This is a genomic window from Tropicimonas sp. IMCC6043 (assembly GCF_004146235.1).
GTDB lineage: Bacteria > Pseudomonadota > Alphaproteobacteria > Rhodobacterales > Rhodobacteraceae > Tropicimonas.
In genome coordinates, this window is record NZ_SELO01000036.1 from 1 (window position 1) to 26,849 (window position 26,849).

At 61.5% G+C, this 26,849-nt stretch carries 30 protein-coding genes and 3 pseudogenes; 11 read left to right on the forward strand and 22 right to left on the reverse strand.

The features are described from left to right. The 12 genes and pseudogenes from EU800_RS20825 to EU800_RS20875 all read right to left on the reverse strand — a co-directional run. Positions 1–163: pseudogene (locus EU800_RS20825) on the reverse strand (IS5/IS1182 family transposase); the annotation flags it as partial. A 62-nt stretch (positions 164–225) separates the two neighbouring features. After that, positions 226–678 (reverse strand): hypothetical protein, encoded by a 453-nt coding sequence (locus EU800_RS20830; protein ID WP_129635366.1) that lies wholly within the window; start codon positions 676–678, stop codon positions 226–228. Beyond that, positions 662–982 carry an OsmC family protein gene (locus EU800_RS20835; protein WP_242500659.1) on the reverse strand — a complete coding sequence of 107 codons (321 nt, stop codon included), beginning with the start codon at positions 980–982 and terminating at the stop codon, positions 662–664. The genes EU800_RS20830 and EU800_RS20835 overlap by 17 nt, the downstream gene beginning before the upstream one ends. Then, positions 940–1,197 (reverse strand): hypothetical protein, encoded by a 258-nt coding sequence (locus EU800_RS26985; protein WP_165354779.1) that lies wholly within the window; start codon positions 1,195–1,197, stop codon positions 940–942. The genes EU800_RS20835 and EU800_RS26985 overlap by 43 nt, the downstream gene beginning before the upstream one ends. 974 nt (positions 1,198–2,171) lie before the next feature. Beyond that, positions 2,172–2,408 (reverse strand): thioredoxin family protein, encoded by a 237-nt coding sequence (locus EU800_RS20840; protein WP_129635370.1) that lies wholly within the window; start codon positions 2,406–2,408, stop codon positions 2,172–2,174. An 11-nt stretch (positions 2,409–2,419) separates the two neighbouring features. Then, positions 2,420–3,484, reverse strand: a complete 1,065-nt coding sequence (locus EU800_RS20845; RefSeq protein ID WP_129635372.1) for a permease — start codon at positions 3,482–3,484, stop codon at positions 2,420–2,422. Then, the gene (locus tag EU800_RS20850; protein WP_129635374.1) at positions 3,481–3,771 is read right to left on the reverse strand and encodes a metalloregulator ArsR/SmtB family transcription factor; all 291 of its coding nucleotides are present in this window, start codon (positions 3,769–3,771) and stop codon (positions 3,481–3,483) included. Before EU800_RS20850 ends, EU800_RS20845 begins: the two co-directional genes overlap by 4 nt. A 169-nt stretch (positions 3,772–3,940) precedes the next feature. Further along, positions 3,941–6,409, reverse strand: a complete 2,469-nt coding sequence (locus EU800_RS20855; protein WP_129635376.1) for an arsenate reductase (azurin) large subunit — start codon at positions 6,407–6,409, stop codon at positions 3,941–3,943. A gap of 13 nt (positions 6,410–6,422) precedes the next feature. Then, complete coding sequence (locus tag EU800_RS20860; RefSeq protein WP_129635378.1) at positions 6,423–6,947, reverse strand: arsenate reductase (azurin) small subunit; 525 nt, start codon at positions 6,945–6,947, stop codon at positions 6,423–6,425. Positions 6,948–7,096: 149 nt separating this feature from the next. Next, on the reverse strand, positions 7,097–8,311 hold the full coding sequence (locus tag EU800_RS20865) for a sigma-54 dependent transcriptional regulator (RefSeq protein WP_129635380.1): 1,215 nt from the start codon (positions 8,309–8,311) through the stop codon (positions 7,097–7,099). Then, the gene (locus EU800_RS20870) at positions 8,305–9,732 is read right to left on the reverse strand and encodes a HAMP domain-containing sensor histidine kinase (protein WP_129635382.1); all 1,428 of its coding nucleotides are present in this window, start codon (positions 9,730–9,732) and stop codon (positions 8,305–8,307) included. The genes EU800_RS20865 and EU800_RS20870 overlap by 7 nt, the downstream gene beginning before the upstream one ends. Beyond that, positions 9,732–10,580 carry a PhnD/SsuA/transferrin family substrate-binding protein gene (locus tag EU800_RS20875; protein WP_129635384.1) on the reverse strand — a complete coding sequence of 283 codons (849 nt, stop codon included), beginning with the start codon at positions 10,578–10,580 and terminating at the stop codon, positions 9,732–9,734. Before EU800_RS20875 ends, EU800_RS20870 begins: the two co-directional genes overlap by 1 nt. Positions 10,581–11,256: 676 nt before the next feature. On the opposite strand from EU800_RS20875, the gene EU800_RS20880 reads away from it, so the two are divergent. Beyond that, positions 11,257–11,868, forward strand: a complete 612-nt coding sequence (locus tag EU800_RS20880) for a hypothetical protein (RefSeq protein ID WP_129635386.1) — start codon at positions 11,257–11,259, stop codon at positions 11,866–11,868. Between the two features lie 657 nt (positions 11,869–12,525). Next, positions 12,526–13,428 carry an NHL repeat-containing protein gene (locus EU800_RS20885; protein ID WP_129635388.1) on the forward strand — a complete coding sequence of 301 codons (903 nt, stop codon included), beginning with the start codon at positions 12,526–12,528 and terminating at the stop codon, positions 13,426–13,428. A gap of 342 nt (positions 13,429–13,770) precedes the next feature. Here EU800_RS20885 and EU800_RS20890 read toward each other — a convergent pair. After that, positions 13,771–13,932, reverse strand: a pseudogene (locus EU800_RS20890) (IS3 family transposase); the annotation flags it as partial. A 58-nt stretch (positions 13,933–13,990) separates the two neighbouring features. Here EU800_RS20890 and EU800_RS20895 point away from each other — a divergent pair. After that, positions 13,991–14,698: an IS6 family transposase gene (locus EU800_RS20895; RefSeq protein ID WP_129635390.1), complete on the forward strand. Its 708-nt coding sequence runs from the start codon at positions 13,991–13,993 to the stop codon at positions 14,696–14,698. A gap of 139 nt (positions 14,699–14,837) precedes the next feature. Here EU800_RS20895 and EU800_RS26990 read toward each other — a convergent pair whose 3' ends face one another. After that, positions 14,838–16,802, reverse strand: coding sequence for an OmpA family protein (locus EU800_RS26990; RefSeq protein WP_165354780.1), 1,965 nt, complete (start codon positions 16,800–16,802; stop codon positions 14,838–14,840). Positions 16,803–17,081: 279 nt separating this feature from the next. Continuing rightward, on the reverse strand, positions 17,082–17,576 hold the full coding sequence (locus EU800_RS20910) for a transposase (protein ID WP_129635396.1): 495 nt from the start codon (positions 17,574–17,576) through the stop codon (positions 17,082–17,084). Between the two features lie 235 nt (positions 17,577–17,811). On the opposite strand from EU800_RS20910, the pseudogene EU800_RS20915 reads away from it, so the two are divergent. Then, positions 17,812–18,066: pseudogene (locus EU800_RS20915) on the forward strand (IS6 family transposase); the annotation flags it as partial. 165 nt (positions 18,067–18,231) lie between these two features. Here the strand turns inward: EU800_RS20915 and EU800_RS20920 are convergent. After that, positions 18,232–19,422: a fatty acid desaturase gene (locus tag EU800_RS20920; protein ID WP_242500660.1), complete on the reverse strand. Its 1,191-nt coding sequence runs from the start codon at positions 19,420–19,422 to the stop codon at positions 18,232–18,234. Positions 19,423–19,517: 95 nt separating this feature from the next. After that, complete coding sequence (locus EU800_RS20925; RefSeq protein WP_129635398.1) at positions 19,518–19,748, reverse strand: hypothetical protein; 231 nt, start codon at positions 19,746–19,748, stop codon at positions 19,518–19,520. Between the two features lie 167 nt (positions 19,749–19,915). Here EU800_RS20925 and EU800_RS20930 point away from each other — a divergent pair, with 167 nt between their 5' ends. After that, entirely contained in the window at positions 19,916–20,647 is a 732-nt protein-coding gene (locus tag EU800_RS20930) for a Crp/Fnr family transcriptional regulator (RefSeq protein ID WP_129635401.1), read from the forward strand. A gap of 25 nt (positions 20,648–20,672) precedes the next feature. On the opposite strand, the gene EU800_RS20935 is transcribed toward EU800_RS20930, so the two are convergent. The 5 genes from EU800_RS20935 to EU800_RS20950 form a co-directional block, all read right to left on the reverse strand. Continuing rightward, positions 20,673–20,837, reverse strand: a complete 165-nt coding sequence (locus EU800_RS20935; RefSeq protein WP_129635403.1) for a DUF3309 family protein — start codon at positions 20,835–20,837, stop codon at positions 20,673–20,675. A 74-nt stretch (positions 20,838–20,911) separates the two neighbouring features. After that, on the reverse strand, positions 20,912–21,052 hold the full coding sequence (locus tag EU800_RS26995; RefSeq protein ID WP_165354781.1) for a hypothetical protein: 141 nt from the start codon (positions 21,050–21,052) through the stop codon (positions 20,912–20,914). 70 nt (positions 21,053–21,122) lie between these two features. Beyond that, the gene (locus EU800_RS20940; RefSeq protein ID WP_129635405.1) at positions 21,123–21,311 is read right to left on the reverse strand and encodes a hypothetical protein; all 189 of its coding nucleotides are present in this window, start codon (positions 21,309–21,311) and stop codon (positions 21,123–21,125) included. 295 nt (positions 21,312–21,606) lie between these two features. Further along, a complete protein-coding gene (locus EU800_RS20945) occupies positions 21,607–21,927 on the reverse strand; it encodes a DUF4440 domain-containing protein (RefSeq protein WP_129635407.1) in 321 nt (106 codons plus the stop codon). An 89-nt stretch (positions 21,928–22,016) separates the two neighbouring features. Continuing rightward, entirely contained in the window at positions 22,017–22,442 is a 426-nt protein-coding gene (locus EU800_RS20950; RefSeq protein ID WP_129635409.1) for a hypothetical protein, read from the reverse strand. A gap of 583 nt (positions 22,443–23,025) precedes the next feature. On the opposite strand from EU800_RS20950, the gene EU800_RS20960 reads away from it, so the two are divergent. The 6 genes from EU800_RS20960 (at position 23,026) to EU800_RS20985 (ending at position 26,845) form a co-directional block, all read left to right on the forward strand. Continuing rightward, positions 23,026–23,370, forward strand: coding sequence for a hypothetical protein (locus tag EU800_RS20960; protein WP_115395229.1), 345 nt, complete (start codon positions 23,026–23,028; stop codon positions 23,368–23,370). Between the two features lie 107 nt (positions 23,371–23,477). Then, positions 23,478–24,545 (forward strand): FtsH protease activity modulator HflK, encoded by a 1,068-nt coding sequence (gene hflK, locus EU800_RS20965; RefSeq protein WP_129635413.1) that lies wholly within the window; start codon positions 23,478–23,480, stop codon positions 24,543–24,545. Next, on the forward strand, positions 24,542–25,630 hold the full coding sequence (gene hflC / locus EU800_RS20970) for a protease modulator HflC (protein WP_129635415.1): 1,089 nt from the start codon (positions 24,542–24,544) through the stop codon (positions 25,628–25,630). The genes hflK and hflC overlap by 4 nt, the downstream gene beginning before the upstream one ends. Positions 25,631–25,653: 23 nt before the next feature. Further along, positions 25,654–26,046: a phosphate-starvation-inducible PsiE family protein gene (locus EU800_RS20975; protein WP_129635417.1), complete on the forward strand. Its 393-nt coding sequence runs from the start codon at positions 25,654–25,656 to the stop codon at positions 26,044–26,046. Next, positions 26,046–26,369 (forward strand): hypothetical protein, encoded by a 324-nt coding sequence (locus EU800_RS20980; RefSeq protein WP_129635419.1) that lies wholly within the window; start codon positions 26,046–26,048, stop codon positions 26,367–26,369. The genes EU800_RS20975 and EU800_RS20980 overlap by 1 nt, the downstream gene beginning before the upstream one ends. Next, complete coding sequence (locus tag EU800_RS20985; protein WP_129635421.1) at positions 26,366–26,845, forward strand: hypothetical protein; 480 nt, start codon at positions 26,366–26,368, stop codon at positions 26,843–26,845. The genes EU800_RS20980 and EU800_RS20985 overlap by 4 nt, the downstream gene beginning before the upstream one ends. Positions 26,846–26,849 lie beyond the last annotated feature (4 nt).

A 26,849-nucleotide genomic window follows, 5' to 3' on the forward strand; every position in this document is an offset into this window, starting at 1 on the left:
GACGCCCGCCCTTCGGCCTAGCCTTGGGATAGTGCGGTTCTATCAGCGCCAGAAGCCGACGCCACGGCACCACTGCGTCCATCTCCGTTAGGAACTGCTCACGCCGCGTGCGCTTCTTCTTCATCGCGTCGGTCATGCTCGGGAAGGCGGGCTGTTTCGGCATCGTCGGCGCTCCTCTCGCGGATACACAGACCCTATCAGATCACGCCCAGAGGCGAAGGTTCTTCAGACTTTCCTATAAAGGACAAAGATCTCGTGCGGGCCGGTTTCGGCAATATCGACCCTGTGCGTGGGATCGACTGCGGCCTTCCACGAAATCTTCTCGCTTAGTCGGACCACTCTGCCGGGAAGGTTGTTGCTTTGCACCTTGAGCTTCAATATCCGCCGCGGGCCCACGCTGCCGGTACAGAATCCTGTGAAGCTCAGAGCACCGCTGCTGCTGTGGCCTTCGAGACGGAAGGTTCCCATATTGGTGATCTCAAGGGTCAATTCGACTAAAACCGGCTTGCCTCTGGTGAAGCTCACGGGATGATTCCGCGGGCTCCCGGACTTCCAGTGTGGCGGTTTCAGGACTGTCCCGTTCGCCATCAGATTCGCCCCCGAATTGACGGAGTTCTTTCGGATCGGCGGGTGATCAGTGAGAAATTCGAGAGAAACAAGTTTAATTTGGCCGGTCATTTTTACCTCCAGCGCAAAATCCCAGCGTCCTGTCCGCTACGATGTCGCGGAGAGGGCAGTGTGCGTCGGATGCCGTCCGGAGCATCTCGATCTGATCGCTTGATGCGTCGGACGCTAGACGGACCTTCACGCGAAGCGCCCCAAAGCTCGGCCTGACGCTATCATCCACCGCCAGGAACCCACGCAGATCAATGTCCCCTTCAACCTCGACCTCGATCGCATCGAGGGGAATATCCATTGCGGTTCCGTAGGCACGGTAGGTCATTGCCTGGCACGTCCCGATGGAAGCCAAGACAAGTTCCACTGGGCTTGGGCCGGCGCTATGCCCCCCAGCGCTTCTGAAAAGTCTGCCATCAGTTTGTGATTGCGAATTGCTGCTTCGGTGCGGAAACCCTCCATCGACTTGCAAGCCGATTTGAAGGTCACCTTTCCCATCTCAGGATTGGCGCGCTTGGCTTCTTGAGTGCCCTGTATGATGGATTTCAGATCATTCACCGAAGTTCTGGTTGCGAGAGTCATAACAATTCCCCCCTTGCAGCCGACGACGCTACGCGCCGTCCCGAAGAGACGAACTGCGACGCTAAGACAGACCGAAACCCCATAACGAGCGTCCCAATTTCCATTGGCCGCTGCTACGTTGCGACGTCGGAATTATACGCCGAAGGGAACCTTGCACCCTTGACGCACGTCAACCGGTTTTGCATTTCTGGCAAAACAGCTCGTGAAAAAGGAGCAGGTCGCAGGCACCTTGAGTATCTGACTGGGCAAGTAGTAGATTCGGCCGCGATGGCAGAAAATCCGTCATCCGACCGAAACCTTCAGATGACCGCAAGGTCGGCATTTTACCAGTTCATCTGATCCGCATCATTCTACAAAATGGGCTAGGAACGGCAGACTGCCGTGTCGAGGGTCAACGTCGACTATGCGGCTAGATCGAAGGTGCGGATGTCCTGAAGGAGTTGCCGAAATTCCGGCTCGGGCGCTGTACACATGGTTCGATACGTGTTCAGGAAGGGCAGCGAACCGATGTGCGTTCGTTCGCCGACAAGTTCGCCGGTCAGGCGGGCTTTGGGCGGTTCCGGGCCAGAACATGGTAATTGTAGTGGTCGGGACAGACTTTGAACGGAAATGAACGTCCGCCATTGCGAAATGCTGCGGGCGCTATGCAGCGGGTGCATTTGGCGGCTCGCCGCCCTCTCTTCGGGTTTCTGCAGCCACGAGAAGGTGTGATCCTGCGTCGGGCGAGAACGACGAGAACGGCCCTGAGCCGCCACCTGAAATGTCGTCAGCACCTTTCCCCAACGCCCCGTAACCAGCCATTCATCCGCTGCGCAGCAATCGCGTTGCATCAATCAGTGGATGCGGCCGATCCCTGGTGGGTTCTTTCCGCGGCATGTTGGACAAGCGCCCATGATTACTAACGGTTGAAGGAGACGCCGGGCATTCGTCGACAAACTGAGCCGAGATCTACACGAAAGAAGCCTTGGCGGAATTCAAGCCAAAATCCAGCTTTCGAGCCTTGACCTATCCGGCAGACCGCCGGCGTGCACCAACTTGCCGTCAACCGCGATGCCGGGTGTCGAGATGACGCCCGCCATGGCGATCGCCTTGGGGTCCGTGACCTTTTCGACATCGACCTCGACCCCGACCCGTGCGGCCGCATCCTTGACCATCTGCTCGGTCGTTTCGCACCGTTTGCAGCCCGGGCCGTAAACCTTGACGTGTTTCATTTCTTTGCCTCTCAGAAGATCGCGTTGAACAAGAACCCAACCGCCAGGATGCCACTGCCGACCACACCGATGAAGACGGCGATCAGGCGAAGCGTCAGGACCTGCCGGAGGATGATCATTTCGGGGAGGCTCAGGGCGATGACGGACATCATGAAGGCGAGAACCGTCCCGACGGCCGCTCCCTTGCCGAGTAGGGCTTCGACGATAGGGATGACGCCGGCCGCGTTGGTGTACATGGGGATTCCGATGACGACGGCAGCCGGAACGCTCCACCAAGCATTCGCGCCCATGATCCGCGCCATCAGGTCCTCGGGCACGTAGCCGTGGATCAGCGCACCGACGCCGATCCCGAGGATGATCCAGATCCAGACTTTCGCAAAGATCTCCCGAACCGCCTCGATGCCCAACCGGTACCTGTCGACCATCGAAAGCTGTTCACCGTCGATGACCACGGGCGCATCCGCGCCACTATGTATGTCCCGGACCCAGTCCTGCAGCCAGCCTTCAAGCCTTAGATTGCCGATGACGAAGCCAGCGACAATGGCAATGGCAAGACCAAAGACAAGGTAGGTCACTGCCACCTTCCAGCCTACGAGGCCGAAGAGCAATACCAAGGCAACCTCGTTAACCATCGGTGCCGAGATCAGGAACGAGAACGTCACACCGAGCGGAATGCCTGCGGACACGAAGCCGATGAAAAGCGGCACCGCCGAGCAGGAACAGAACGGCGTCAGAACCCCGAGGCCGGCTGCCATCACGTTGCCCGCCCCTTCGCGCTTTCCCGACAGGAAGGCGCGGGTCTTCTCGGGGCTGAAGAAACTGCGCACTACACCCATGGCGAATACGATCAACGCAAGCAACATCATCACTTTCGGCACGTCGTAGAGGAAGAATGCGATGGCGCTGCCGGCGTGGCTGTCCGGCTGAACCGGAAATAGTGCGGTCATCCGCGCAGAAGCCGGCAATAGCTGCCGATAGACCAGCCACCAGGCCACTGCAGCCGCGGCCACGCCAACATGCCAACTCCAGGCCGGAAATTCGTGCCGTGAGTGAGGCGTATGCGTCTCGGACGTCATGCGACCTTCCTTTCCTCGTCAAAGTTTACCGCGAGCACCGCGTCGAGCACCGCTCGGACTTCGGATGGCACGTCGGAGTTTCTGCGGTAGCGCACCCACTGGGCATCGCGCCGGTCGACTACGAGACCGGCTTGCTTCAGGACCTGCATATGTCGCGACATTCGGCTTTGCGTCGCGCCAATTGCCTGCATCAATTCGCAGACACAATGCTCCTCTCCATCGCGAAGCATATGCATTGCGCGTAGGCGTGTCGGTTCGGCAAGGGCGGAGAGAACGGACAGAATCATGAGTCACTCCTTCATGCGCATTTGCGCATAAGCGGCTCTACTGCACTTTGATCTGAATCAATTCGACAAAGCGTCGACCGTCGACACTCAGTCTTTTCGTATATGAATACTGAAAAGCAGCTTGCCGCCGGACGAACAACCATCCGGCGGCTGCATCGGGTGGCCGCTCCTATCCGAGTTCGACCTCCCAAGACTTGAAGCTTAGCTTCGTCGTGGCCGGGCTCGCGTCCGCGATCTTGCGAATGTTCGCCCAGGTCTGCTTGTAGTTCGGCAGGATGAGTTCGTTCACGCCGCCGTTGATCACATTGCCCTGGGTGCCCGAGGGCGCGCCGAACAGCATGAATGTCTCGTTCGGGCGCGCGGTCGGCTCCAGGTAGACCATGGCCTGGGTGGCGCCGACGTCGTTGTAGACCTCGACCATGTCTCCGTTCACCAGCCCCAGTTCACCGGCATCTGCCGGATTGATCTGGAGGAAAGGCAGCGGGAAGCGGTCGATCACGAAGTCGTTGTCCTGGTCGAGGAACCAGTTCTGCCAGTTGAGGTTGGACCGGCCGTTGTTGATGAGGAACCGGTAGTTGGCCTTCTGCTGCGCCTTTCCGGGCGCCTCGAGCCCGCGCCATCCGCCGAGGCAGAAGAGCGCCTTGCCGTCCTCACGCCCGTGTCGGGTGAAGACGCCGTCGGTGTAGAGGCGCGGGGTTCCCACGAGCTGACCGTTCTCGAATCCCACGACCGGCTCCTGCACCCCGTTGTTGCCCATTGCGCGCAGGCGCTCATAGGTCACCTCGGGATTGCCGGAGTTGTAGCCGTCCATGAAGGCTTCTTCCTCGGTCTGCCAGTCATAGCCGGCGAACTGCGCGGCGTAGTCGGTCCGGCCCTCCTCCGACAGCACGCGCTCGAGGTTGTTGGCGAGACGCGCGGCGATCAGGCAGTCGGGCATCGCCTGGCCCGGGCCGTCCATGTATTTCTCGACGAGCCGCAGACGCCTTTCTCCGTTCATCGAGGTCAGGTTCATCTCGCCGGATTCGACGGCCGGCAGGATGACATGCGCGGACTGGCCGATCTGGCTGTGGATGATGTCGACATTGACCGAGAAGAGGCCACCAGCGCGGACCGCGCCCTCGATCGCATCCACCAGTTCCTCGCGCGTGGCCCCGGCGGCAGCGTCCATTGCCTCCTTCACCATGTTGGTGCGCCGGTTATACTCGCGCTTGAAGACGCTGGCGTTGAGCGTGGTCTTGTAGTGGTCGCATGCCCAGATGTGGTGCACCCGTCCGCCACCCTGGATCATGAGTTGATCGAAATAGGGTGCAGGCCGGCCGACATGGCCGTCGCCCGGGCGGAAGTAGCCCTCCTGGTGCCCGCCGAGGCGGCAGACGCCCCCGCCTTCGCGGCCGATGTTGCCGCAGGCGAGACCGAGGTTCACCAAGGCGCCGATCGTGCGGTAGTTGTCGTTGCCCCAGATGATGCCCTTCTCGTAGGCGATGATCGACTTGCGCCGGCCGCCGTCGTCATTCGGCTTCGCATACCACTCGGCCGCCTTGACGATATCCGCCTCCGGCACGCCACAGATCTCCGCGGCCTCGGCCGTCGAAAGCCGTACGGCTGCCAGCGCCTCTTGCATCGAGCCCAGAGCGGCCGGATGCGCCTCGTCCTCCGGAACGGCGATCCCGTTAGCGAAGGTCGAGGCGTCGATGAAGGTCTGGTCGACCCATCCCTGCTCCGCGACGTGAGTGAGGATCGCGTTGAAGAGCGCGAGGTCCGTGCCCGAGTTCGGCTGGATGTGCAGGACGCCTTCCGCCCCTGCCGCCTCCTCGCAGGCATTGACTGTCACGGTGCGCCGCGGGTCGACAATGATCACCTTCGCCCCGCCCTGCATGCCCGGCACCATGTGGTTGAGGAACAGGTTTGTCTGGGTCTCAAGCGGGTTCGCCCCGACGATCATGATCGTGTCGGCGAGCGTGTAGTCCTCATAGGCGTAGTTGAGCTCGTCCACACCCATGTCGCGCGAGGAATGGACCTCGGAGTTGTAGGCGGGCCGGTTGTGGATCCGGCAGTTCTTCACCTTCATCGAGCCGAAGTAGAGCTTGCCGGTGCCCCAAGTGTTCTCGTACCCGCCGGCGCTGCCGCCGTGGTCGAACATCGAGACGTAGAGGTCGTCCTCATCGTCCTGGTCGATGAACCGGGCGGTGACGCGCGCGACGAGGTCGAGCGCGTCATCCCACGTGGTCGGCTGCCAGGTGCCGTAGCGCCAGACCAGCGGGTCGGTGAGCCGCTGCTGCTGCGTTCCGGTGACATCGGACCGCCGGTTCTCGGCCATGCGCGCGCCGCGGATGGAGCCGAGCCCCGAGTTCACCGCGCAGTCGAGGTCGGGCTTGATCACCAGATGCACGTCCCGGCCGTTCTGTTTGACCACGTTGTACATCGAGGGCGCATACCAGGCCTCGGTTTCCATCGGTTGCTGCTCGCCGAGATCGACGCCAAACACGTTCTCGTCCGGCGCCATGCCGCCCTGCTTGTTGAGCGGCCAGGTGTAGGCCTTGTAGCCGCAGCCGACGATGCAGTAGTGGCAGGTGACATTGAGCACGGTGGCGTCCGCCGGAATGATCGGAAGACGGTCGGTGAAACGCTTGTAGGTCATCTTTTCTTCTCCCTCACGCTTCCAGAACGTTGGACAGGCGGCCATAGATCAGCTCGTCCACGCCCTCGGCAAAGATCTCGCCGCTGTCGTCCACCCGAAGCTCGAACTGGGGCAGGTTCTGGGTCGCATGGCCCCAGGTCTGCTGCCCGCCGGCCTCGCAGTCGAAACGCGAGTAGTGCCCCGGGCAGTTGAGGGTCTTGTCACCGGCACTGTAGGTCAGCAGCCACCCCTTGTGCGGGCAGAGCACCGAGTAGGCGACGATATCGCCATCCGGCCCCACTCCGCCTTCGACTGCCGTGCCCAGCTTCAGAAGCACGCCGGGGCTCTCCGCGTCGGGGTATGCAATGTCCATCGGTTCGTTGACGACGAGGTCGGCGACGTTCGCCAGCCGGTTGGACGAATAATCCACCCTCGCAAGGCTGCGCGCCTGTGCCCGGTTCGCAGGAATAACGGTTGCCGCTGCCGCTCCCGCGGCGCTCATGATGCCGCCACGCAGGAACTGGCGGCGGCCGACATCGACCAGCCGATTGCATTTCATGATTGGTGTCCTCCCTTGACTGCTATTTTTTGCAGCATGGGTCCAGTCTACGGGCAGAACCGGATCTGGCGGCCGCTCGAGAGTCGCGCTCACGCCATTGTTTTTGTTGTAAATATCCTGACGTTCGGATTTCCGAACGTCATGGAGGATCAGAGCCCGAGCTTCTTCATCTTCTCCCAGAGCGTGGTGCGCGACACTTCGAGCAGGCGCGCGGCCTCGGCAATCTGTCCGCCGGTCTGCTCCAATGCCTTCACGATATGCCGCCGCTCGGCCTGTTCCCGGGCCTGTGCGAGTGTACGCACCTCCCTCGCATCCTCGTTCAGCTCCGGAAAGAGGTCGGTCGGAAAGATCCAGTCGCCGTCTGCCACCTCCATGGCGCGCAGCATCCGTGACCGGAGCTCGCGGCCGTTGCCCGGCCAGTCGTGATCTCGGATTGCCGCCATCGCCAGGTCCGAGATGCCCCGCAACGACGTCGGATGCCTCTCGTTCATCGACTGGAACAACCGTCCCGCCATCCAGACGGCATCGTCGACGCGCTGCGACAGGGGGGGCACGACGATCACATGGGCGACCATCGCGTACATCAGGTCGGAACGAACCCCGCCCTCCTCGGATTCTGCGTCAGGTCCGGAGCCAAAGGAGGCGACGAGCCTGAACGAGCCGGTCCCGATGGCGTCCATCAGCCGCCCTTGCACGCCATCGTCCAGCCGGTCAATTCCGTTCACGAACAGGGTGCCGTCGGACACGGTGTCGAGCGCGCCGGAGAGCGCATCGCCGGCACGCTCATCGTTGTGAGCATTCACATGAATGAACGGCGCGGCGCGGCGATCGGAGAGGTCGTGGATGCGCAGCGCAAGGCGTGCCTTTCCGAGCCCGCGCTGCCCGCGGATCAGGACCGGCAGGTCGATCCGCGCGAATTCGGAAACCAACGCATCGACCTGTCTGGCAAGGACGGAAATGCCGGTCTCGGGCGGCAGCCCCGCATCCGGGTCAGGGCGCAGGATCAGTGCAAGGCGCCCAAGGAAGGACGCCATCTCGAACGGTTTCGTCATGTAGTCGGCCCCGCCCGCCCGTAGGAGACGAACGGCCTGGTCGATCTCGCCTTGTCCCGTGATGAAGAGAAACGGCGGAGGGGGGATCGACCGCGATATGGCGTTGAAGACGTCCTCGCCGGTGCCGCCGGGAAGGCGGATGTCGCAGACGACGGCATCGACCAAGCGGCGCGGTGTGCGGACGGCGGCAATGCCCCGGACCGCCTGTTTCACCCAGGTGACCTCCGCCCCTTCGAGCTCGAGGCGCTGCACGATGGAACTCCCCATCAGGCTATCATCCTCGATCAGCACGATGTAGCGTCCTGTCAGCATGCGGAGTTTCCCTCCCATGGTAGGCTGACCGTGATCTCGGTGCGGGTCTCCGACTGACCGCAGGCGATGACACCGCCGAGATCGGCGACAAGATCGCGGACGAGGCGCAGCCCGACACCGCCGCCGGGCACGACCGGCGCCTCCGACATCAACCGGGACCGGGCCGCCTCCGAAAGGCCGGGGCCATCGTCCTTCACCGACAGGTTCAAGTGCCCCTCTTCTTCCCGGAGGGTGAACGAGACCGAACCGCCGTTTGGCGCTGCTGACGACGCGTTGAGCAGGAGGTTGAGGGCGATCTGGCGTACCGGTGCCGAGGGCAGGCGCCGGAGGATGTCGTCGCCGACGCCGATGTCCCATTCAAGTTGTTGCCGCCTCCGCAGTGTTTCCGGCTCGAACAGCAGTCGGAGATCTTCGAAATCCGTTCCGGACAGCGGCCGGCCGGATCGGTCCACGCGGTTTTCTTCCAGGATCGCCCGGCTCACGTCGCGCAGGTGGCGCAGGCCACGGTCGAGAAGGTCCGCGGACTCGCGGACGACGTCCGGACGATCAGGGTAGCTGCGGATCGTGTCGGTCGCGTTCAGGAGCCCCCCGAGCGGGTTGTTGATCTCATGCGCCAGCGACGAGGAAAGCCGTCCAAGGCTGACGAAGCGTTCACGCTCTGCGAGCCGCCGCTCCGCCTCGGTCCGGGCACCGATCGCCCCCGCCATTTCGTTGAAGTTCCGCAACAGCTTCGTCAGGACCGAATCCGAGCGCGGGATTGCCGTTTCCGGAATGGCCTGCGGTGCCCCGCCGGCCTCGCCCATGTGGCTTGCAAGCAGTTCGACCGGCTTGAGCATCCGCGCGACGACGGCGTAGCCAGCGATCACCAGGATAAGCGTCGCCGTCGCGTTGCCTGCGAGTAGCGCGAGGGCTGCGGCACGGCGCTGTTCAACCAGATCGTTAACGTCCAGTTCGGTCACGATCTGGCCAACCTCCCGGCCCTGCACCGACAAGGGCGCCATGACCCGGACAACCGAGGTGCCATTCGCCGCCGTCACTTCTCCAACGGGAACCGCGTCGTCCGCGAAGGCGGCAACCGCCGAATCCACCGGTGCACGCATCGGGTCGGTCGCCGCCAGAACGCTGCCGCGCTCGTCTGCAACAACGGTGAACAGGATCCGTTCTCCCGACGCATTGGCCCGCGCACGGTCGAGCGTGTCGTAGACTTCCCAGACGTCCTTGTGCAGCGCGAACGGACCAAGCGCCACGGCGAGCCCCTCGACGTGGAGCCTCGCGTATTCCTGCAGCCGGGCGTCCTGAAGCCTGCCAAGCGTGGACAACACCTGTTGAGACGCGACAAGGCCGAAGAGGACCATCAGGCCCGCCGTCGCAAGCGCGACCCTGATGGTGATCGGCCATGTTCCGAACCGGGCCGGAACCATCATAGCCTCGCTACCTCGGCCATCCGCGCAGCGATACCGTCGAAGAGGCCCGGATCACCCTCGGCGACCCCATCGAGGAACAGCAGGTCCAGCACCTCGCGCCCGGCCGGCTGTTCGCCGAGGTTTCGAAGCGCCGCGCCAAACCGTTGTAGATCCTCATCTGACGCCCTGTCCGCGCGCGCGGCGAAAGGCGGGAAACCCAGCCATTCCGACCTGGCCACGATCCGCGTGCGGCCGGTCAGCGATGGCTCGACCGCCGCGAGCGTTTCCCAGACATACCCGTCAACGCTTCCCGACCGGGTGAGGCCGCCCGCCACGGCACGCACGACATTGCGATGGCCATATGTGAACACCGAGCGGGCGAAGAACCGCTCGGGCGTCTCGCCGAGGCGCGCGAGATCGGAAGCGGTTACAAGGAACCCCGAATTGCTGTCAGGATCGGAGAAGGCATGGACGTCGCCACGAAGATCTTCGAGCCCGGTCGCGTCGTCCCCGATCCCCGCGATCAGGTAGGATTGATAAAGCGGGCGCCCGCGCCAGACGGGAACGCCGAGAAGCGACAGGTTTTCACGATGCTGGAGGAACGGGAATCCGCAGATCCAGGCCGCGTCCACCGATCCGTCGAGAATGGATGCGGTGATCTCCTGATAGGTCCTGCGCTGGATCAGGTCCACTGGCTCTCCCATCGCATCGGACAGGGACGACCTCAGGCGATCGATTACGACGGCATCATTGTCGAGAAAGACGGGTGTCAGACCGAGCCGAAATGAGATGCCCGCACCGGCTCGAACCGGGGCACCAAGAATCGCGCCGGCCACCAGGCCCTCAAGGAATCGTCTCCTGTCCATTATTGGATGATCTCCCTGTCACGATGTTAGCGACAGGGTCGGCATACGGGCAACGACCATGAGTCGGCGTAAAATGCTCGAAGTAGGAGGTGATCGGACGAGAAATCCGAAACGCGCTTCCCGAGATCTCCTGAGCGGATGTGTCACGAAGACCGCGAACAAGACCGTCGCCGCTTCCAACAGCACTGCCGGACGGATGCCGCCAGGCAGGCGCCGACGCCAAATACGAGCCGAGCGTTCTCATCAAGGTCGCTAACAAATCTACGGAAGGCCGAGATTGCGACTGTAAATGTTGGCATTCCGGTCGTTGGTGAAGATCGCAGCGAATTCACGTTCCCCGCCCGTCTTGCGAATGCTGCTCCCGCAATGGTCGGAATGTCGCGCTCGCGGCTAAGGTCCGGTAAGTCGTCATACTCCCCCTTCGGTGGCACGAAGCGTTGGCTCTTGGACCGGACACGCCAGCGCGGTCGCTCACTGCGCTGTCCCGACATTGGAATGTTCACGAGGGAAGTCTGCTTTGCCGGCGGACGCGGCTCAAACGAACACGATGCCCGCTACCTACACTCACTTAGGATAGACCGACTTTACTCGTGCCGAAAATCGTTTACGATATCGATACGCTATCACGTTTGACTTATCCGGTTTTCGCCGGGTCCATTATCTCAAGGGGGAAATAATGTATAAGAGACTTCTCGCCTGCGTCCTTTCGGCTGTACTACTTGGCGGCGCTGCTAACGCAACCATCGTTGGTGTCGGTGGAGCCGGCCAGATATTTGACGCGACTGGTTTGACCGCCGTCACGAACGCAACGCCCGGCAGCAATACAAACATTCTCGGCTTCGATGAGGCGCAAGGAGTGTTGGTTGCAACCGATCTATTTGTTGATGGCGGTTTCAACCTTAATGGGTTGTTGGTCGACAGCCATATGATCTTCTTGAACCGCGAAAGCGGTACTTCGCTTCTCGAGCTGAGCGCCAGTTTCAGCTTTTCTGGAGATATTCTGGGGGTGATGACCAGCATCGACGGATCACTCCTTCAGGCCTCTGACGGTATCCTTGGCCTGGCGGGCGTGACCTACGACAACTTCAGCAATCGCGGCTTCGAGTCCGGGGATACCGTGAACTTCGCTGGGTCTAGTCTGGATACATTCATGCGTGTCACTCAGCCGGGCGACTGGATGCGTGTCGTCACAGTTTCGGCCGTTCCGGTACCGGCTGGGGCCGTCCTGCTGCCGACGGCGCTCGCACTTTTGGGCGCAGCGTCGCGCCGCCGCCGCCGCGCCGCTTGAAAGCACGCGGCTTAGGCTTTTGAATTGGTCGCGAGTTACTCTCGCGGCCAATTCTATTTCGGGCATGAGCGGTATTGTTGCACAAATCGGATGGAGAACTCACTGCATGAATCCAATGTGATAGCTGGATGGCATGAGCAGTTGGGTCCCGATGGAGTGCGGAACCAAGATCTAGTAAGCTTACACAGGGTCGCCGGAACGGCACAGTCCGCTGACGATCTGGCTGAGCGCCGATATGGAGTGGGGCCGCTGCCGGGCGGGATGCGCTGCTATCAACCGAACTTCAGTGACGCTATGATCCAGACCTGTTGGGTGAGGAATTACTGGAGAGAAAGATGCATGTGTAGCGGCACGCCTTCCTCCTCCTTGACAAGCACCAACAGAACCGAAACAGGACATCCGACAAATTGCGTCAGATGTCTGGAAGGTCGGCAAACCTGCCATGAGAGCAAGGACTGGCGACGTGTTCGCCTGCACGAGCGGTCGAGGTCGGCTGACCGCACAGTACGGCATTGGCTGAGATCGAAGCAATCACTGGCCCGCGGAAACACAGGACGTTTCTTTGGTGATCCGCATGGGCTAGGATCGGGGACTAGCCGAATACCCGTTCGAACAGGAGATCCAAAATCTTCCGATATGCCCATCAGTGGATGCCCTTTGAAACGCAGATGTGATAGTCAAATGCTCAGACCGGTTTTCCTTGATCTTTGCGCTGTAGTTCTGGCCTGCGGTATTGCGATTCCGGCCCATGCGCAGGATCGAACACAGCCATTCGCCACCTACCACAGCGCGAGCGAGGCGATTTTGAACGATCCGCATGATCTCGATTTCGGTCCGGACGGAAAGCTCTACGTTGCCGACAAGTTCGGCGCGCGGATTGCCATCTTCGACCCCGAGACTTTGGAATTTGAGGGCGCGTTCGGCGAGGGCCTCCTTCCCAACGTGCATGACATCTCATTCGGTCCCGACGGCATCGCCTACGTCGCCACCACTGGGTTGAATGCCGTCGCGCTTTTTTCCTTTGGACCCGACGGCGCCACAAGCATAGGCATTCTGGCGCCTTTTCCGCGAACGGAAGGTGCACTCGCACATTCGAACGGAAGGCTATACGTGATGGCGTCGGGCATAGGCGAACTAGTGGCTGTGGAAGACGAGTTCGTCGTCGCATCGGCCGGCGGAATGCCGGGCGCTCACGATGTCGAGGAAGCGCCAGATGGCACGATCTGGGTCGCCGACAACTTCAACCGGCGCCTTGTGCGGTTTTCCGAAGATCTCGAGCTGTTGCAAGTGCTCGACGGGTCGCAATATGGCTTCGTCGGACCGCGCTACCTTGCCGTCGATGATTTCGGACATCTGGTTGTCGTCGACCAGGATGCGCATCGCGCCCTGCTTATCGATCCTGCTGCCGATCGTGTTCTCGGGATCATCGGCAGCGGGGCACCCGGTCTTGGACAGTACCTTTTCGACGATCCGGAAGGCGTGGCGGTGCGTGAGGGGTCGTTCTACTTTTCAGACAGCGACAACAACCGGATTGTCAAATACATAGTCGTCCTCAACTGAACTTCACTTGGTCGAGCGTCCGCCCCCAAATTCGGAATCTGAAATGGACTAAAGGAACGTCTGATCAACGAGTTCGGCTACGCCGATTGGACCGCCTGAGGGCGCTGTCGCGGTAAATCGCGGTGGCCGAAAGCACATTGCGAAGGCAGCCTCAGGCCGCAGCGATCTCACACCAGTCGGCAGCGGCCTTGGCGCGAAGGTTGCATACGCAGCACTTGATCCGAGGCTTGTCGCAGATTCCGCGCACTCATTCGTTACCAGAGGCGATCGCGTAGCCAGATTTTCCGGACTTGGCATTATCCCAGCTGTAGAGCCCCCGGTTTCTGAGACACCCGTTTGCATCTACGCGGCCACGGGTTGGCTGTCCATCTGGTCACGTCTGAACTGGGCTGGCGAGCGGTGGCCGTGTCGTTCGATCAGCCATTGCTGGTTGTAGGTCTTCCGGAATGCGATCAGCGCCTCGCGGAGGTCTTCGACGGTGTCGAAGGTCCTCACCCACAGCAGGGGCGGTGTCAGAAGAACGTGGCTTGAGATGGGGCAGGGGGCTGAGTAGCGTCCCCGGATGACGAAACGCGACCCGTTCAAATACTTCAAGACCAGCCCTGAGATCATCCGCCTGGCGGTGATGCTCTACGTGCGCTTCCCTTTGTCGCTCAGGAATGTCGAGGATCTGCTGCACGAGCGCGGCATCGACATCAGCCATGAATCCGTTCGGTTCTGGTGGAACAGGTTCGGACCGATGTTCGCCTCCGAGATCCGCATGAAACGCGCCGAGCGGCTGCGTTCCGGGCCGCAATGGTATTGGCATCTCGACGAAATGTTCGTGAAGATCAACGGTGAACGGCACTACTTGTGGCGGGCCGTCGACCAGGAGGGCGAGGTCCTCGAAAGCTATGTGACGAAGACACGCGACAAGAAGGCCGCATTGAAATTCTTGAAGAAAACAATGAAACGCTATGGTCGGCCGCACGTCTTCGTCACCGACAAGCTGCGGTCCTACAGTGCTGCGCTACGGGAGGTCGGCGCGGTGGACCGGCAGGAAACTGGGCGCTGGCTCAACAATCGGGCGGAGAACTCGCACCTGCCATTCCGACGACGAGAACGGGCGATGCAACGGTTCCGGCGGATGCGAAGTTTACAGATGTTCGCATCCGTCCACGCCTCGGTCTTCAACCATTTCAACTCGGAGCGCAGCTTCTCCCCCAGAGCCAACTTCAAGAAGAACCGCGCCGCTGCTCTCGACGAGTGGCGTCAACTCGGCGCGGCATAAGGGACAGCGGTCCTGCCCTTGCGTAGACTGGTTCGAATCTGTCTGACACCGCCCGCCCAGCCCCACACCATCCCCAGCGACCCGGGGCAAATGGATATCATGCGGCAGACACCTCGGCATGCCGCTGGTGCGCAGCGCATCAGTAGCGATACAGAAGCCGCGTGATGCGGCGGACAGCCACGCGCCGGTTCACCCTCTCAGCCTCCAGGGTAGGAACCTGCAGAAAGCTCTCGCCATAGCCTTGAACGACCATGTTTTCGGTGGGAACCCCGAAATACTCGCTGAAGGCCAGCGCCACCGACTCCGCCCGCCGATCCGACAGAAGCAGGTTGTAATCCGCGCTTCCCACCGCATCGGTATGGCCTTCGACGAGGAACAACTCGGTCGGATCCTTTGCGATCAGCTCGCGCATCAACAGACCCATCTGCCTTAGTTGCTTTGCCTGCGACGGCTGAAGAGCGGCGGAGTTCGTTGCGAAAGTGATGGACTGCAGGTTGATCACAGGCGCCAATGCGCGCACTTCGGCATATTCCCGCACCTGGCGCAGGCTGAAACTGCGGCCGATGTCGCGCCTTTCGGCGGCAAGCAGTGCTAGGCGCAGGCTTTCGGCGTCGGATGCCTCCCGATAGTCGTAAGCGTTCTGGGCAGGGTTGGGCAGTTCCGGGACGATCACTGGCTCGAAGGTGCGGGTGTCGTCGATCAAAAGATACTCGAGCCCGTCCGGGTCGATGCGCACGCGGCGCAGTGCGCGTCCCGTGGAATCGCGGATGGTAACGATCCGGGTGCCATCGGCACGCGTCACCGTGGTGCGGGTCGAACCATCGTTGAAGCGTTCCGTGCGCACCTCCGATCCCGGCTGGCGAAGCAGCGCATCGTCATCCTTCAGAACCCGGAAGGACCCGTCGTCCTCCTTCACGATCACCCGGTCGCCGGTGTTCGTTTCCACCCGCTGACCGTTGGATAGGATCGCCCCGACCGCAACGGCGCCCAGGAAGATCAGGCCCGCCTTTTCAAGATCGCTCAGACCGGTGTCAGGTTGCGCCGTAGCCGCATCGCTCGAGGCTGTGGCGCCTGTCTCTTCGCCCGCTGTTTCCTCAACCGGGTTGCTTTGGCCAAATTCCTCGCTGCTGGAGCGGTGCGTGCTCTCCGTGACGGTCTCGGTGATCACCTCGGCCTGCGTTTCGCTCCCGGTGTCGGAACCCGCCGCAATCGCCGCAATAGCGTCGGACGTCAGCGCATCGACGCACCGAATTGTTCCGTCCGCATTGATGACCTGGGCCGGGCAGTAGTCCGCGCCTGCCGCAGGAGCGGGTTGTTCAGACGCTGCGGCGGCAGTGTCTTCTACGGTTTGTTGGTCGCCAGCAAGGGCTTCTGCTTCTGTTGCGGCCTTGGCATCCGCCATATCCTTTGCCTCAGCCTCAGCCTCAGCCTCAGCCTCAGCCTCAGCCTCGGACCGGGCTTGCGTATCCGCGTCAGCCGCGGCCTTAGCATCCACCTCGGCCTTCGCATTTGCGGCAGCTTCCGCCTGTGCTTGCGCCTCGTCGTCCGCGGCTTGTACAGTGGCAGCCGCGGCGGCCTCGGCTTCGGCATCAACCCGCGCCTGCTCGGCGGCGGCAGCGGCCTCGGCATATACCGCGGCCTGTGCAGCCGCTTGGGCCTGGGCCGCAAGCACTTCGGCGGTTTCGGTCGCCACCCTGGCCTGCTCTGCGGCGACATCCGCCTCGTGGGCAAGCCTCGCTGCCTCTACCTTGGCCTCACCTTTATCGGCGCCCTTGGCCTCATCCGCCAGTTTTCCCGCAGCCTCGGCTTCGGTCGCGGCCTGTCCGGCTTTGTCGGTCGCTGCTCGGGCTCCGACTTCGGCCTTTGCCTGAAGGTCGCGGATCAGGGCTTCGCAGGCGCGCGGATCTGCAACCAATGCCTCGGCGCAAATCTCTTCGAACGAACGGGCCTCGACACGGTCGCGGCGCTCCTTCCGATCCGACATCGCTCCGTTTTCGTTATCTCTGGCTCCCGTAAGGGCCTGCGTCGAAGCCGGCAGCGGTTGCATCAGCGACAACACCGCGAGAATTGCCGTGGTTGTCTTGCGCGATTTGGAAGTCATCATCTTGGCCCTCCTTAAATGTTGCGACTCTCTGGAAACCCTGTGGGCATCCTGGCGGGCCTTGTCCTGCCTCTGGTCCGGATGTGGCGCGTCCATGCTTCCAGGCACCACAGGAAGACTGGAAACGAAACCCCACCCGCTTATCCCAATAGCCGGGAACGCCTCCTTCAAGGCTGATCTGGGTTTGCTTTCTGGGCCATTTTGTCGGTCGCGGTTCATCCCGCCACCAAGGAAGACGCAGCAACAGCTTATGGGAGGGTGTTGTCAGAGTATCCGTTTTGGTCAAGTGCGGGAGGCTTGCCAGAAGCGACGATCACGGATCAGCGCGTTGGCGAGGACGATAAGCTTTCGCATGATGGCGGTGATTGCGAGCTTGGGTGGCTTCCCTGCGCTTATGAGTACGTTGTATTTGGCCTTGAGATCGGGGTTGAATCGGCAGGCCACGACGGCCGGCATGTAGAGCGCCTGTCGCAGGGCTGAGCGTCCGCCTTGGATGAACGCCTTTCCGCGCCATCGCCCAGACTGGCGGGTGACCGGAGCCAGGCCGGCCAGGCTTTCAGCCTGCTTGCGGTCGAGGTGACCGAGTTCTGGCATCATCGTCAGGATCGCGGCTGCGGTGACTTCGGAGATGCCCGCAATGCTCAGCAGGATCTCATGACGCGCCTGTAGTTCCTGATCTGCCTTGATGATCTCCAGAATAGCCCTGTCAATCGTCTGAAGGTCACACTCTGACGCGGCCCTCCATGGCCAGGAACTTGCCGACCCAACCCACGCCACTGGCCGGCATCAATGGGGTGCCGGCCAGTGGCTCCTGTTTTGCACAGAGCAGGGGAAAGTCATAAGACAAGAACTTGGCTTGAGACCGGGCAGGTCGCTGGTTAGCGTCCCTGGATGACGAAACGCAGTCCCTTCCGCAACTTCAAGACGAGCCCCGAAATCATCCGCCTGGCGGCGAGGTGGTGTCAAGGCGATGAAGCTTGAGCGGGGCAGGGTGGTCTCGTAGCGTCTTGGGATGACGAAAGACGCCCCATTCGAGTACTTCCGGACAAGCCGCGAGATCATCCGCCTGGCCGTGATGCTCTGTGTGCGCTTCCAGCTGTCGTTGAGGAATGTCGAGGATCTACTGCACGAACGCGGGATAGAGGTCAGCCACGAATCCGTGCGGTTCTGGTGGCAGCGGTTCGGCCCGTTGTTCGCCTCCGAGATCCGAAAGAAACGCGCCGAGCGGCTTCGTTCCGAGCCGCAGTGGCGCTGGCACCTCGACGAGAATGCGCCGCGAGGTTCCTGCATCTGATGCGGGTGCCGAGCTGCGCGAAAGATGAGGGTAGGCCCCTCGTAGCCGGCCGTCAGGGGCAGGCTTCAAACCACTGCAAGCTGCGACGGTAAAGAGCCGTGGTGGTGAGCGTTGCAGAAAAGGCGGGCTTCGAGCCCGTCAGGTACGGTCTGGAGAGACGAGCGTAAGCGCCCGGGCCTCCGCGAATGAAAGAAGTTTCCGATGCTTCTCGTCCCATAGGTGCAGCCTTGCGCAGCGAAAGCTCTGCCATAGCGTTATGCGCCTCGTCTCGGCCAGGATCGCGTGATCCGTGATCACCTCGGACAGGCGGTAGAATGGGATCCGGCAGGCCAGGTGATGCACGTGGTGGACGCCGATATTGCCCGTGATCCAACGCAAGATTCTGGGCAGGTCGTAGTGCGAGCTGCCGTGAAGGGCTGCCTCCTGGACGTTCCAGGCATCCTCGTGCTGCCAGCTGGTTTCCTCGAACTGGTGCTGGACGTAAAAGAACCACATGCCGGCTATGGCAGCCAGGAGCATCGTGGGCAGGAACACGAACAGCAGCACGTCCCAGCCGCCCAGCCAGACGATGACGCTTAGGAAGAGGACAATGGCGGCATTCGTCGCCATCGCGCTCAGCCAGTAGCGCCAGCCGGAGCGCATCAGGTGAACTGGCAGCCGGTTCTGCAGGAAAAAGGTATAGAACGGCACCACCCCGAACAGAAAGACCGGATTGCGGATCAGGCGGTAGAGCGCCCGGCCGAGCCATCCCTTCTGCCGATATTCAGTCACCGTCAGGGTCGGGATGTCTCCGACGCCCCTGCGGTCGAGATTGCCGGTCGAGGCATGGTGTATCGCGTGGGTCCGGCGCCAGACGTCGTAGGGTGTGAGCGTGAGGACGCCGAGCCCCCGCCCGATCCAGTCGCAGAGGCGCCGGTCGCGGAAAAATGATCCGTGCCCGCAATCGTGCTGGATCATGAACAGTCGGACGAGGAAGGCCGCGTTCGCCAACGCAAGGACCAGCGCCAATACGGCGCTGATCGACAGCATCCACCAGGCCACCGCCCAGATCGCGACGAAGGGCACGAGCGTGACGGCAAGCTCGAAAACGCTTCGGGAGGGACGCGGCTGGCGATATTTCGCCAGCGTCCTTGTCCAGTCAGACGCACGTAGGTGCGTGCTGTCCTGCGCGGGAACGGTTACACAGGAGGGGATGCCCGCATCCGGGCAGGCACCCGCGGATCGACCCTCCGGCGCGTGGGCTTGACCCGGCAATGCGCCCGGACGCCGTTCGTCATCCCAACGGGCGAATCGTACATCGTCATCACGCTTGTCGTTGCCGGGAGGCATGTCCCGATCGTCGGGCGATTGAAGCAGCAGGTGGGGCAATGGGGAAGTAGATCGGAGGGACAATCTCGGGTCCTCAATGGTGGAACGCGTTGGGGTCAAGGCCTGCGCACGGAATTTCCACCGGCAATGATCCGATTGATCAACGCCGCCACCGCCCGATGTGTTCCCAAGTCGGGGTCGGTGGCGTTCTCGTGGGCTGACGCGGCATCGCGGAGAACCCCGATGATCTCGTGCTCGGGCAGCAGCTTGCGGTCGTTCATCGCAAGAAGAAGCGCCTCGCAGATCGACAGGGCCGCCATGCCGGCATGATCTGTCTGGTCGGGCATTTTGGGTGTTCCTCGCTATTGAAGAGGCGTGCATGGCCGGTACGCACCGGGATGATCCACCTCATTGTTGCAGGAAAAGTGCTAGGATAGACTGATCTGAAGCAGTGGGTTGGTCGGAAGTTTTCGCTAATGCCTGCACCAAGAACTGCTTTCACTGCGAGGGAGCCGTGACCGTCGAAGCAAGCCCCCTGATCCGCAAGCTTTCCGCCTTTGTCAGATTGTCGGAGGTCGAACTAGCCGTGCTTGAACGGCTGCAGCAGCGTCGCAGTTCCTTTATCGCGGGGCGAGATATTGTGCATCAGGGTCAATCGGCTCAGACCGCGTATATCCTGTGCACGGGTTGGGTCTGTTCTTACAAGCTACAGCCTGACGGGACTCGGCAGATCGTGGATTTCCAGGTGCCAGGGGATTTTCTGGGGTTGCGGAGCGTCCTCTTGCGCACGTCGGACCACAGTTTCGAACCCATCGTGGACATCGAGGCTGCCGAAGTGCCAACCAGCGACCTTCTTGATGCGTTCGAGCAGACGCCGCGCCTCGCGACCGCTATTCTCTGGGCGGCCTCAAGGGACGAGGCGATGGTCGTGGAGCATCTCGTCGGGATCGGTCAGCGTGATGCGGACGCACGCATGGCGCATTTCCTGCTGGAGCTTGGATCGAGGCTGGCGTTGGTCGGTATGGGAACCAAGGAGGGTTATGACTGCCCTCTGACGCAGTACCACCTCGCCGATACGCTGGGGCTGAGCGCGGTCCATGTGAACCGCGTTCTGCGGCAGCTTCGCGAGAGTGAACTGGTGACCTTTCGGGACGGCCGGGTGACGTTTCACGACTATGGCGGGCTGGTGGAACTTGCCGAGTTCGATCCGGAATACCTGGATCATACGGGGCCTCTGCTTGCCTGAAGCCGGAGGAAACGCCGCCCGGAGGTCAGATGCGGCCAAGCAGAACAAGGATGACCACGATGATCAGTATCGTGCCGAGGACACCTGTCCCGGCATGACCGAAGCCATAGCCGTAGCCCCCGAAGCGCCCGCTGAACCCGCCGAGCAGAAAAATGACAAGAATAATGACCAGAATTGTGCCGAGCGACATGGTGCTTTCTCCTTTGAGGGCGCGCGCCCGATAGGGGATGCGCTCCGGTGGTGACTGTGTCTGTACGTGGCGCTTCAGTTGCCCTCGATGGAAACACCGTCCTCGTTGATCTCAATTTCGATGCCGCTTTGGCGTTCCTGACAGCAGAGATAGCCTGCCCCGATGAGGCAGACGGCGAGCATTCCGATCAGGATGAGAAGCAAGCTCCGGCTCATTGACATGCTTCCTGCCGGTTTCCCGCGTGCGACTGCCCAGGTCATGGCGCCGGGCAGTCACGCCATCACGTCACGAAAGCGCGTGGCTTGCCGCGTCCAGTTCCTTGTTGTTCTCGGCGTCATTCTTCGCGGTGTTTGCCTTCTCGGCTAACTGGTAGTGCTTGAGCGCCGCGTCCTTTTTCGGACCAGCGGGCGCCTTGTCCCACGCGGCCTTCACGGACGCGATCTTCTCGGCCGTCTTGTTCTGATCGCAAGTCATTGAAATTGTCCTTTTCATGGACGTTCCGAGAATAAGAAGCGTGCCGACATGCCGACCTTTTTGGGGTTCGACACGCCCACACGCTTCTCGGGTACTCGGAAATCTGCGCCACCAGATATTCGGCGGGCACGTCTCATTTAGCCGATGTCGTCGCCTCACCGCACTGACGAAGGTTAGTCCCGGCGCCATCCACTGTGATTTCCCGCCAGCGCCCGATGTGAATGCACATGCCGGCCGCGGGACGATACCCAGCACGCGGACGTCTGACCCGGTTGGTACCACGCCAAGACGCACTTCACGTCACGGTCGTTTGCTGGTGAGAGAGCCGCAACCACCTGTCGTCATCGTTGAGATATGTTGAAGCGCAGAGCGCTCTGAGGATCGGCACGTCGGCTTTCTCCGCCGAAACACGGTAGGTGAGAATGGCGAGGTCACCGCTCCGCGTCACGCGCCGTTCGGCCATGACGACGGAACGCCAGCCAGTCCTCTGCCGAAGATGGGTCCAGATCTGGTCACCCTGAAGGATGCCGGGCGGATAGGGAAAGATCATCACTGCGTTGGTCGCCGTGGTCGCCCGCGCGTTGTCGGCGTCACTGGTCCAGAAGTGTTCCTCCATGTCCCAGAGAACATCCCGTTCGACTGGGGAAAGGGTACCGGTGCGGTGCGCTGCATGGGCCGGTGCTCTTGCTGTCTTGGTGGAAACGGTCATTCGCCTGACCCCGACCCGCCAATCATGAACATTTGAAACAGAACAAGGATGATCGTGAGCGCCGTCCAGATCGCGCCGCTGGTTCCCGGGCGGCCATCGGCCACGGTTGAAGCAGCGCGCTGCAGGGCACCTGACGTCCGGCCTTCAGGAAGCAGCTGGCTCAAGTCTCGTGCGACCCTGCCATGATCGCTTGCGAGCGCAGGAACGTCCCGAAATCGGGCAAGCAGCGTTCCCAACCGCGCGTGCGCCGCGTCGCGCCCCAGCGTGACCAGATCAGCGGTCTCCTTCCATGGATCGAGGCCGAGCCGCGCGAGCGTGGAGAGCACAGTCACGGCATAGCCGTTCCGGTCCTCGCCGACCGACGCCTGGAGAAACCGATCGAACTCGGGCGGGTGCGGGTTGAGAATTTTGGTTTGGGACATCGCCAATCCTTTCAAGGGTTGCAGGAACGCAGATCATCCCTGTTTCCCAAAGAATACGCGCAGATCGGTCTCGCCGCCCTTACGCAGGTCAGTGCTGGCGACTGCCGCCAAGGAGGTCGCAACCGGTTCGGCGCCCGGGACTAACATGCGTCAGCGCCAGTTAGATGCTCCCGACGTACAAGAGAAGAAATCGTTCGACTGGCCAGGCTCGGGATCTGAGGGGCCGTTAGCAGTGGTGAGCGACGGATCTGCCAATATCTTGGAGGCCAGAGAAGAGCGTGCGTTCATCCAGTGTGAGGGTGACTTTCCTGCACCCGTTCAGCCTAGCCGATTTTCCGGACGAACTTCCGGCCGGGGACTACGAAGTCCTGATTCAGGAAGAACTTGTACGCGGGCAAGGTTTCGAAACTCATCAGAGGACGGCGACCCATATGACCGTTCCTGGCAGAGGTGATCGGGCGGGTTGGATGGAACTGCACACGATATCAGAGCGCGACCTGAATGAGGCGTTGAGCCGGGATCAGGCTCCGACTGAGATGAACAACCACAGCGAAGCGGCGCTTTCTCCGCAGGAGGACTTGAAATGAATACTCCCGAATGGCTCAAACCCGGCATCTATGGCGCCGTGATCGGTGCTGTCTTTGTCGGTGTCGTCGGATTCACGTGGGGCGGCTGGGTAACCGGCGGCACTTCGAATGACCGGGCGATGGCGATGTCTCGTGACGATGTCGTAGCCTCAATGGTACCGGTCTGCCTCGACATGGCGCGGTCAGACCCGGCTCGGGCGGACAAGCTTGCAACGATCCGGGCAGCCTCGACCTACCAGCGGCGCGACGCTCTCATGACAGCCGGCTGGGCGACGATGCCAGGAACCGATGCCCCAGACCGAGACATTGCGCAAGCCTGCCTGAAGGAACTGGACCTCTGAGGTCATGCTGTTCAGAGCCGATGATGTGATGGCGCAAAACCGGTCGCACCGTCAAACGCGCGAGCCACGCATCGCCTCGAGCGCCGAAATCGAGACAGGAGCTTGCGATGCCTTCTGATGACAATGGACCGGAAGATCGCGGACCTTGGAAAAACAAGCGGACCCGCGTTCCCCCTGAGGTTGACGCAATTCTCAGGCGGGGCCGGGATCGGTTGCACGGCATCCTGCCGGACGGTCTGCCGCCGGTGAAGCGTCTTGCGATCGGGGCCGCCATCGCGCTTGCGGCGTATGGGGCGTGGTCCTCATATTACACGGTGCCGAGCGACTCCGTTGCGATTGTCCAACGGTTCGGGAAGTACTCGGCCGAGGTTCCTCCAGGGCTGCACTTCAAGATCCCGTTCGGGATCGACGTGACCACGTTGGTCCCGGTCAAGCGCCAGCTGAAACAGGAATTCGGATTCACGACTCCGGGCGCCACCGACCCCTATCAGAGCCCGACAGACGGTCGCCGCGAGACCGAGATGGTGACGGGCGATCTAAACGCGGCGCTGGTGGAGTGGGTGGTGCAGTACCGGATTTCCGAACCCCGGAAGTTCCTGTTCGAAGTGCGCGAGCCGAGCGCGACCCTGCGCTACGTCTCTGAATCCGTCATGCGCGAGGTTGTGGGGGACCGCACGGTCGACGAGGTGATCACCGTCGGGCGCCAGGAAATCGAAAGCGAAGCCCTGGTGAAGATGCAGGCGCTCGCGACCAAGTACGCGATGGGCATAAGCATCGACCAAGTGCAGTTGAAGAACATCAATCCGCCCCAGCCGGTTCAAGCCTCGTTCAACGAGGTCAATCAGGCGCAGCAAGAGAAGGAACGGATCATCAACGAGGCCCGCCGCGAATACAACCGCGTCATACCTCTGGCCGAAGGCGAAAAGGACCAGCGTATCCGCGAAGCCGATGGCTATCGCCTGAGGCGGATCAACGAAGCCGAGGGCGATGCGGCCCGCTTCACGGCACTCCTCAAGGAATACCACCAAGCCCCCGAGGTGACGCGGCGCCGGATCTACATTGAAACCCTGCAGGATGTTCTGCCGGGGATTGGCTCCAAGATCATCGTCGACGGGTCCACTGCAAGCATCCTGCCGCTATTGAACCTGGATCGCCCACCGGGAGAGCAACCATGAAGACCATCTCGCTCATTGCCGCCGGGATCGCTGCTGCCGGTCTCGCCGCTGCATCATCCGCGATCTACATGGTCGGGGAGGTGGAGCAAGCCATCATAACCCAGTTCGGCAAGCCGGTCGGCGCGCCGATCACCGAGGCCGGTCTCAAAGTGAAACTACCCTTCGTTCAGGAGGTCAACCGGATCGACGCCCGCGTCCTCGAATGGGACGGCTCGCCGTCGGACATGCCGACTAAGGACAAGCTCTATATCTCGGTCGATCTCTTCGCGCGCTGGAAGATCACCGATCCCCTGCAATATTTTCTACGCCTGCGCGACGAACGCAGTGCCCAGTCGCGCCTCGACGACATTCTCGGTAGCGAGACGCGGAATGCCGTCGCCAAGCATGAGCTCATCGAGATCGTGCGCACCACCAAGGGACGGACACCGCTTAGGGACACGCTTCTGACCGACGAGGAGCTTGCGCAGGACATTGGCGCCCTCGTTCCCATCACGAAGGGGCGGGCGCTGGTCGAGCAGCAGATCTTTGAGGCGGCGGTGGAGAAGGTGCGCGTCTTCGGGATCGAGCTTCTCGATATCCGCTTCAAACGCATCAACTACAACGAAAGCGTGCGACCCAAGATCTACGATCGCATGATCTCGGAGCGGCGGCAGATCGCCGAACGCTTCCTGTCGGAAGGCAACGGCGAAGCAGCCCGGATCCAAGGCAATCGGGTGCGGGATCTAAACAAGATCCAGTCCGAAGCCTATCGCGCGGTCGAGGAAATCCGTGGCGCGGCCGATGCGGCTGCGGCTGACATCTATTCGGGCGCCTACAACGTCGATGCCGTTTCGGTCGAATTCTACGACTTCACCCGAACCATGCAGGCCTACGGCGACATGATTTCCGACGACACGACGCTTGTCCTGACGACGGACAGCGATCTGTTCCGGTTCCTGCGCGGCATGCAGGGCGAGGCAGACGCCGTCCGCGACCCCGGCAGCGTCTCGGGCGACGGAGGCGTCGCGTCAAACGGCAGGACCATACCAGTGCAAGAAGCCGCGACACCGATCGTGACACAGACGGAGGCCGAAGCAGGCCGATAGGTTCATGGCCGAAGGCCGCAATCATGAATAGAGGGCATCAAGCGGAAGCGGCAGCGGTCGACACGGCGGTGCCCCAACAGGAAGACGACAGCGCTGGGCGCGGCGAAAGGCTGTTTGCCCTTGGTCTGTTCCACTTCATCGAGCGTCTGTTGCTGGTTGTGATCGTGGCCCTGACCCTCCTCGCCGTCGCGCTCGAAGTCCTGGCCATCTATCGCCTTGGCACCATCCTGCTGGCCGATATTCTGCTGATGTTTCTTTATCTTGAAGTGATCGCAATGGTTGCGGTGTATTATGCCAAACGCAATTCCGCATTCGTGTATCCGATTTTTATTGCCATCACTGCGGTCGGACGGCTGGTCGTCCTGCAGGGCAAGGAAATGGCGCCGGAAAACATTCTGATCGAGGCGGCCGCGTGATGATGCGCAAAAAAGATTTGGCGCGCGTTTTTGAGACTTCCATAATGGTAACTAACTATTCTCCACTGAAAGCTGACAGCTATCTTCATGTCGGAAGCCCCTTCAATGGCATTTGGACTGCCGAGGCCGGTTTCTTTCCGCTTCTGAGCAAGACCCGCACACTTAATTTCCGTGCCCCTAACCTGCGTCAGCACCCGATGCCCGCCTGGCTGGTAGGCGGATGGCAAGAGCTGGATCGCGACGAGGCGATGGCCTGCGTGCCCGCGCTCGAACACAAGACATGCGGCGTCGCGACGTGCAGCGTGAAGGATGATAAGCCATGACATCAGTCGAATACCTTACTGGGGCGGCAGCAGAAACGACCGATCTCGAACGGCGCGTCCTAGCCCATGAACGGATCCTGCAGGCCCTGATCGCCTACATGGCCCGTACCGAGCCGCGTTTCGTCGACCACCTGCGGGAACGCTTCGTCGAGCCAATGAGTATGGCCCGGCGCGAACACGACCACCGTGAAACCGACGACTACGCGGAAGAGTTCATTCGCGCCGTGATGCTCCTCGGAGAAGAGCGCGCGCCCAAAGCGATGGAGCCGGACACGACCGAGAAGCAACCAGTGCCGCCGAGACGCAGAGACGGACAGGTGTCGGACATGGACCGCTCAGAGCGGCCGGATCGAGTGCAGATCCGTCAGCGAAGCGGTATCTGGGAAGTGAAGGTCGACGGCAAGTTTCACGGTGACTACTACCAGAAGGAACTTGCCCTTGCGGCCGCGGCCCTGGTCAAGTTGTCGACACTATGACCGG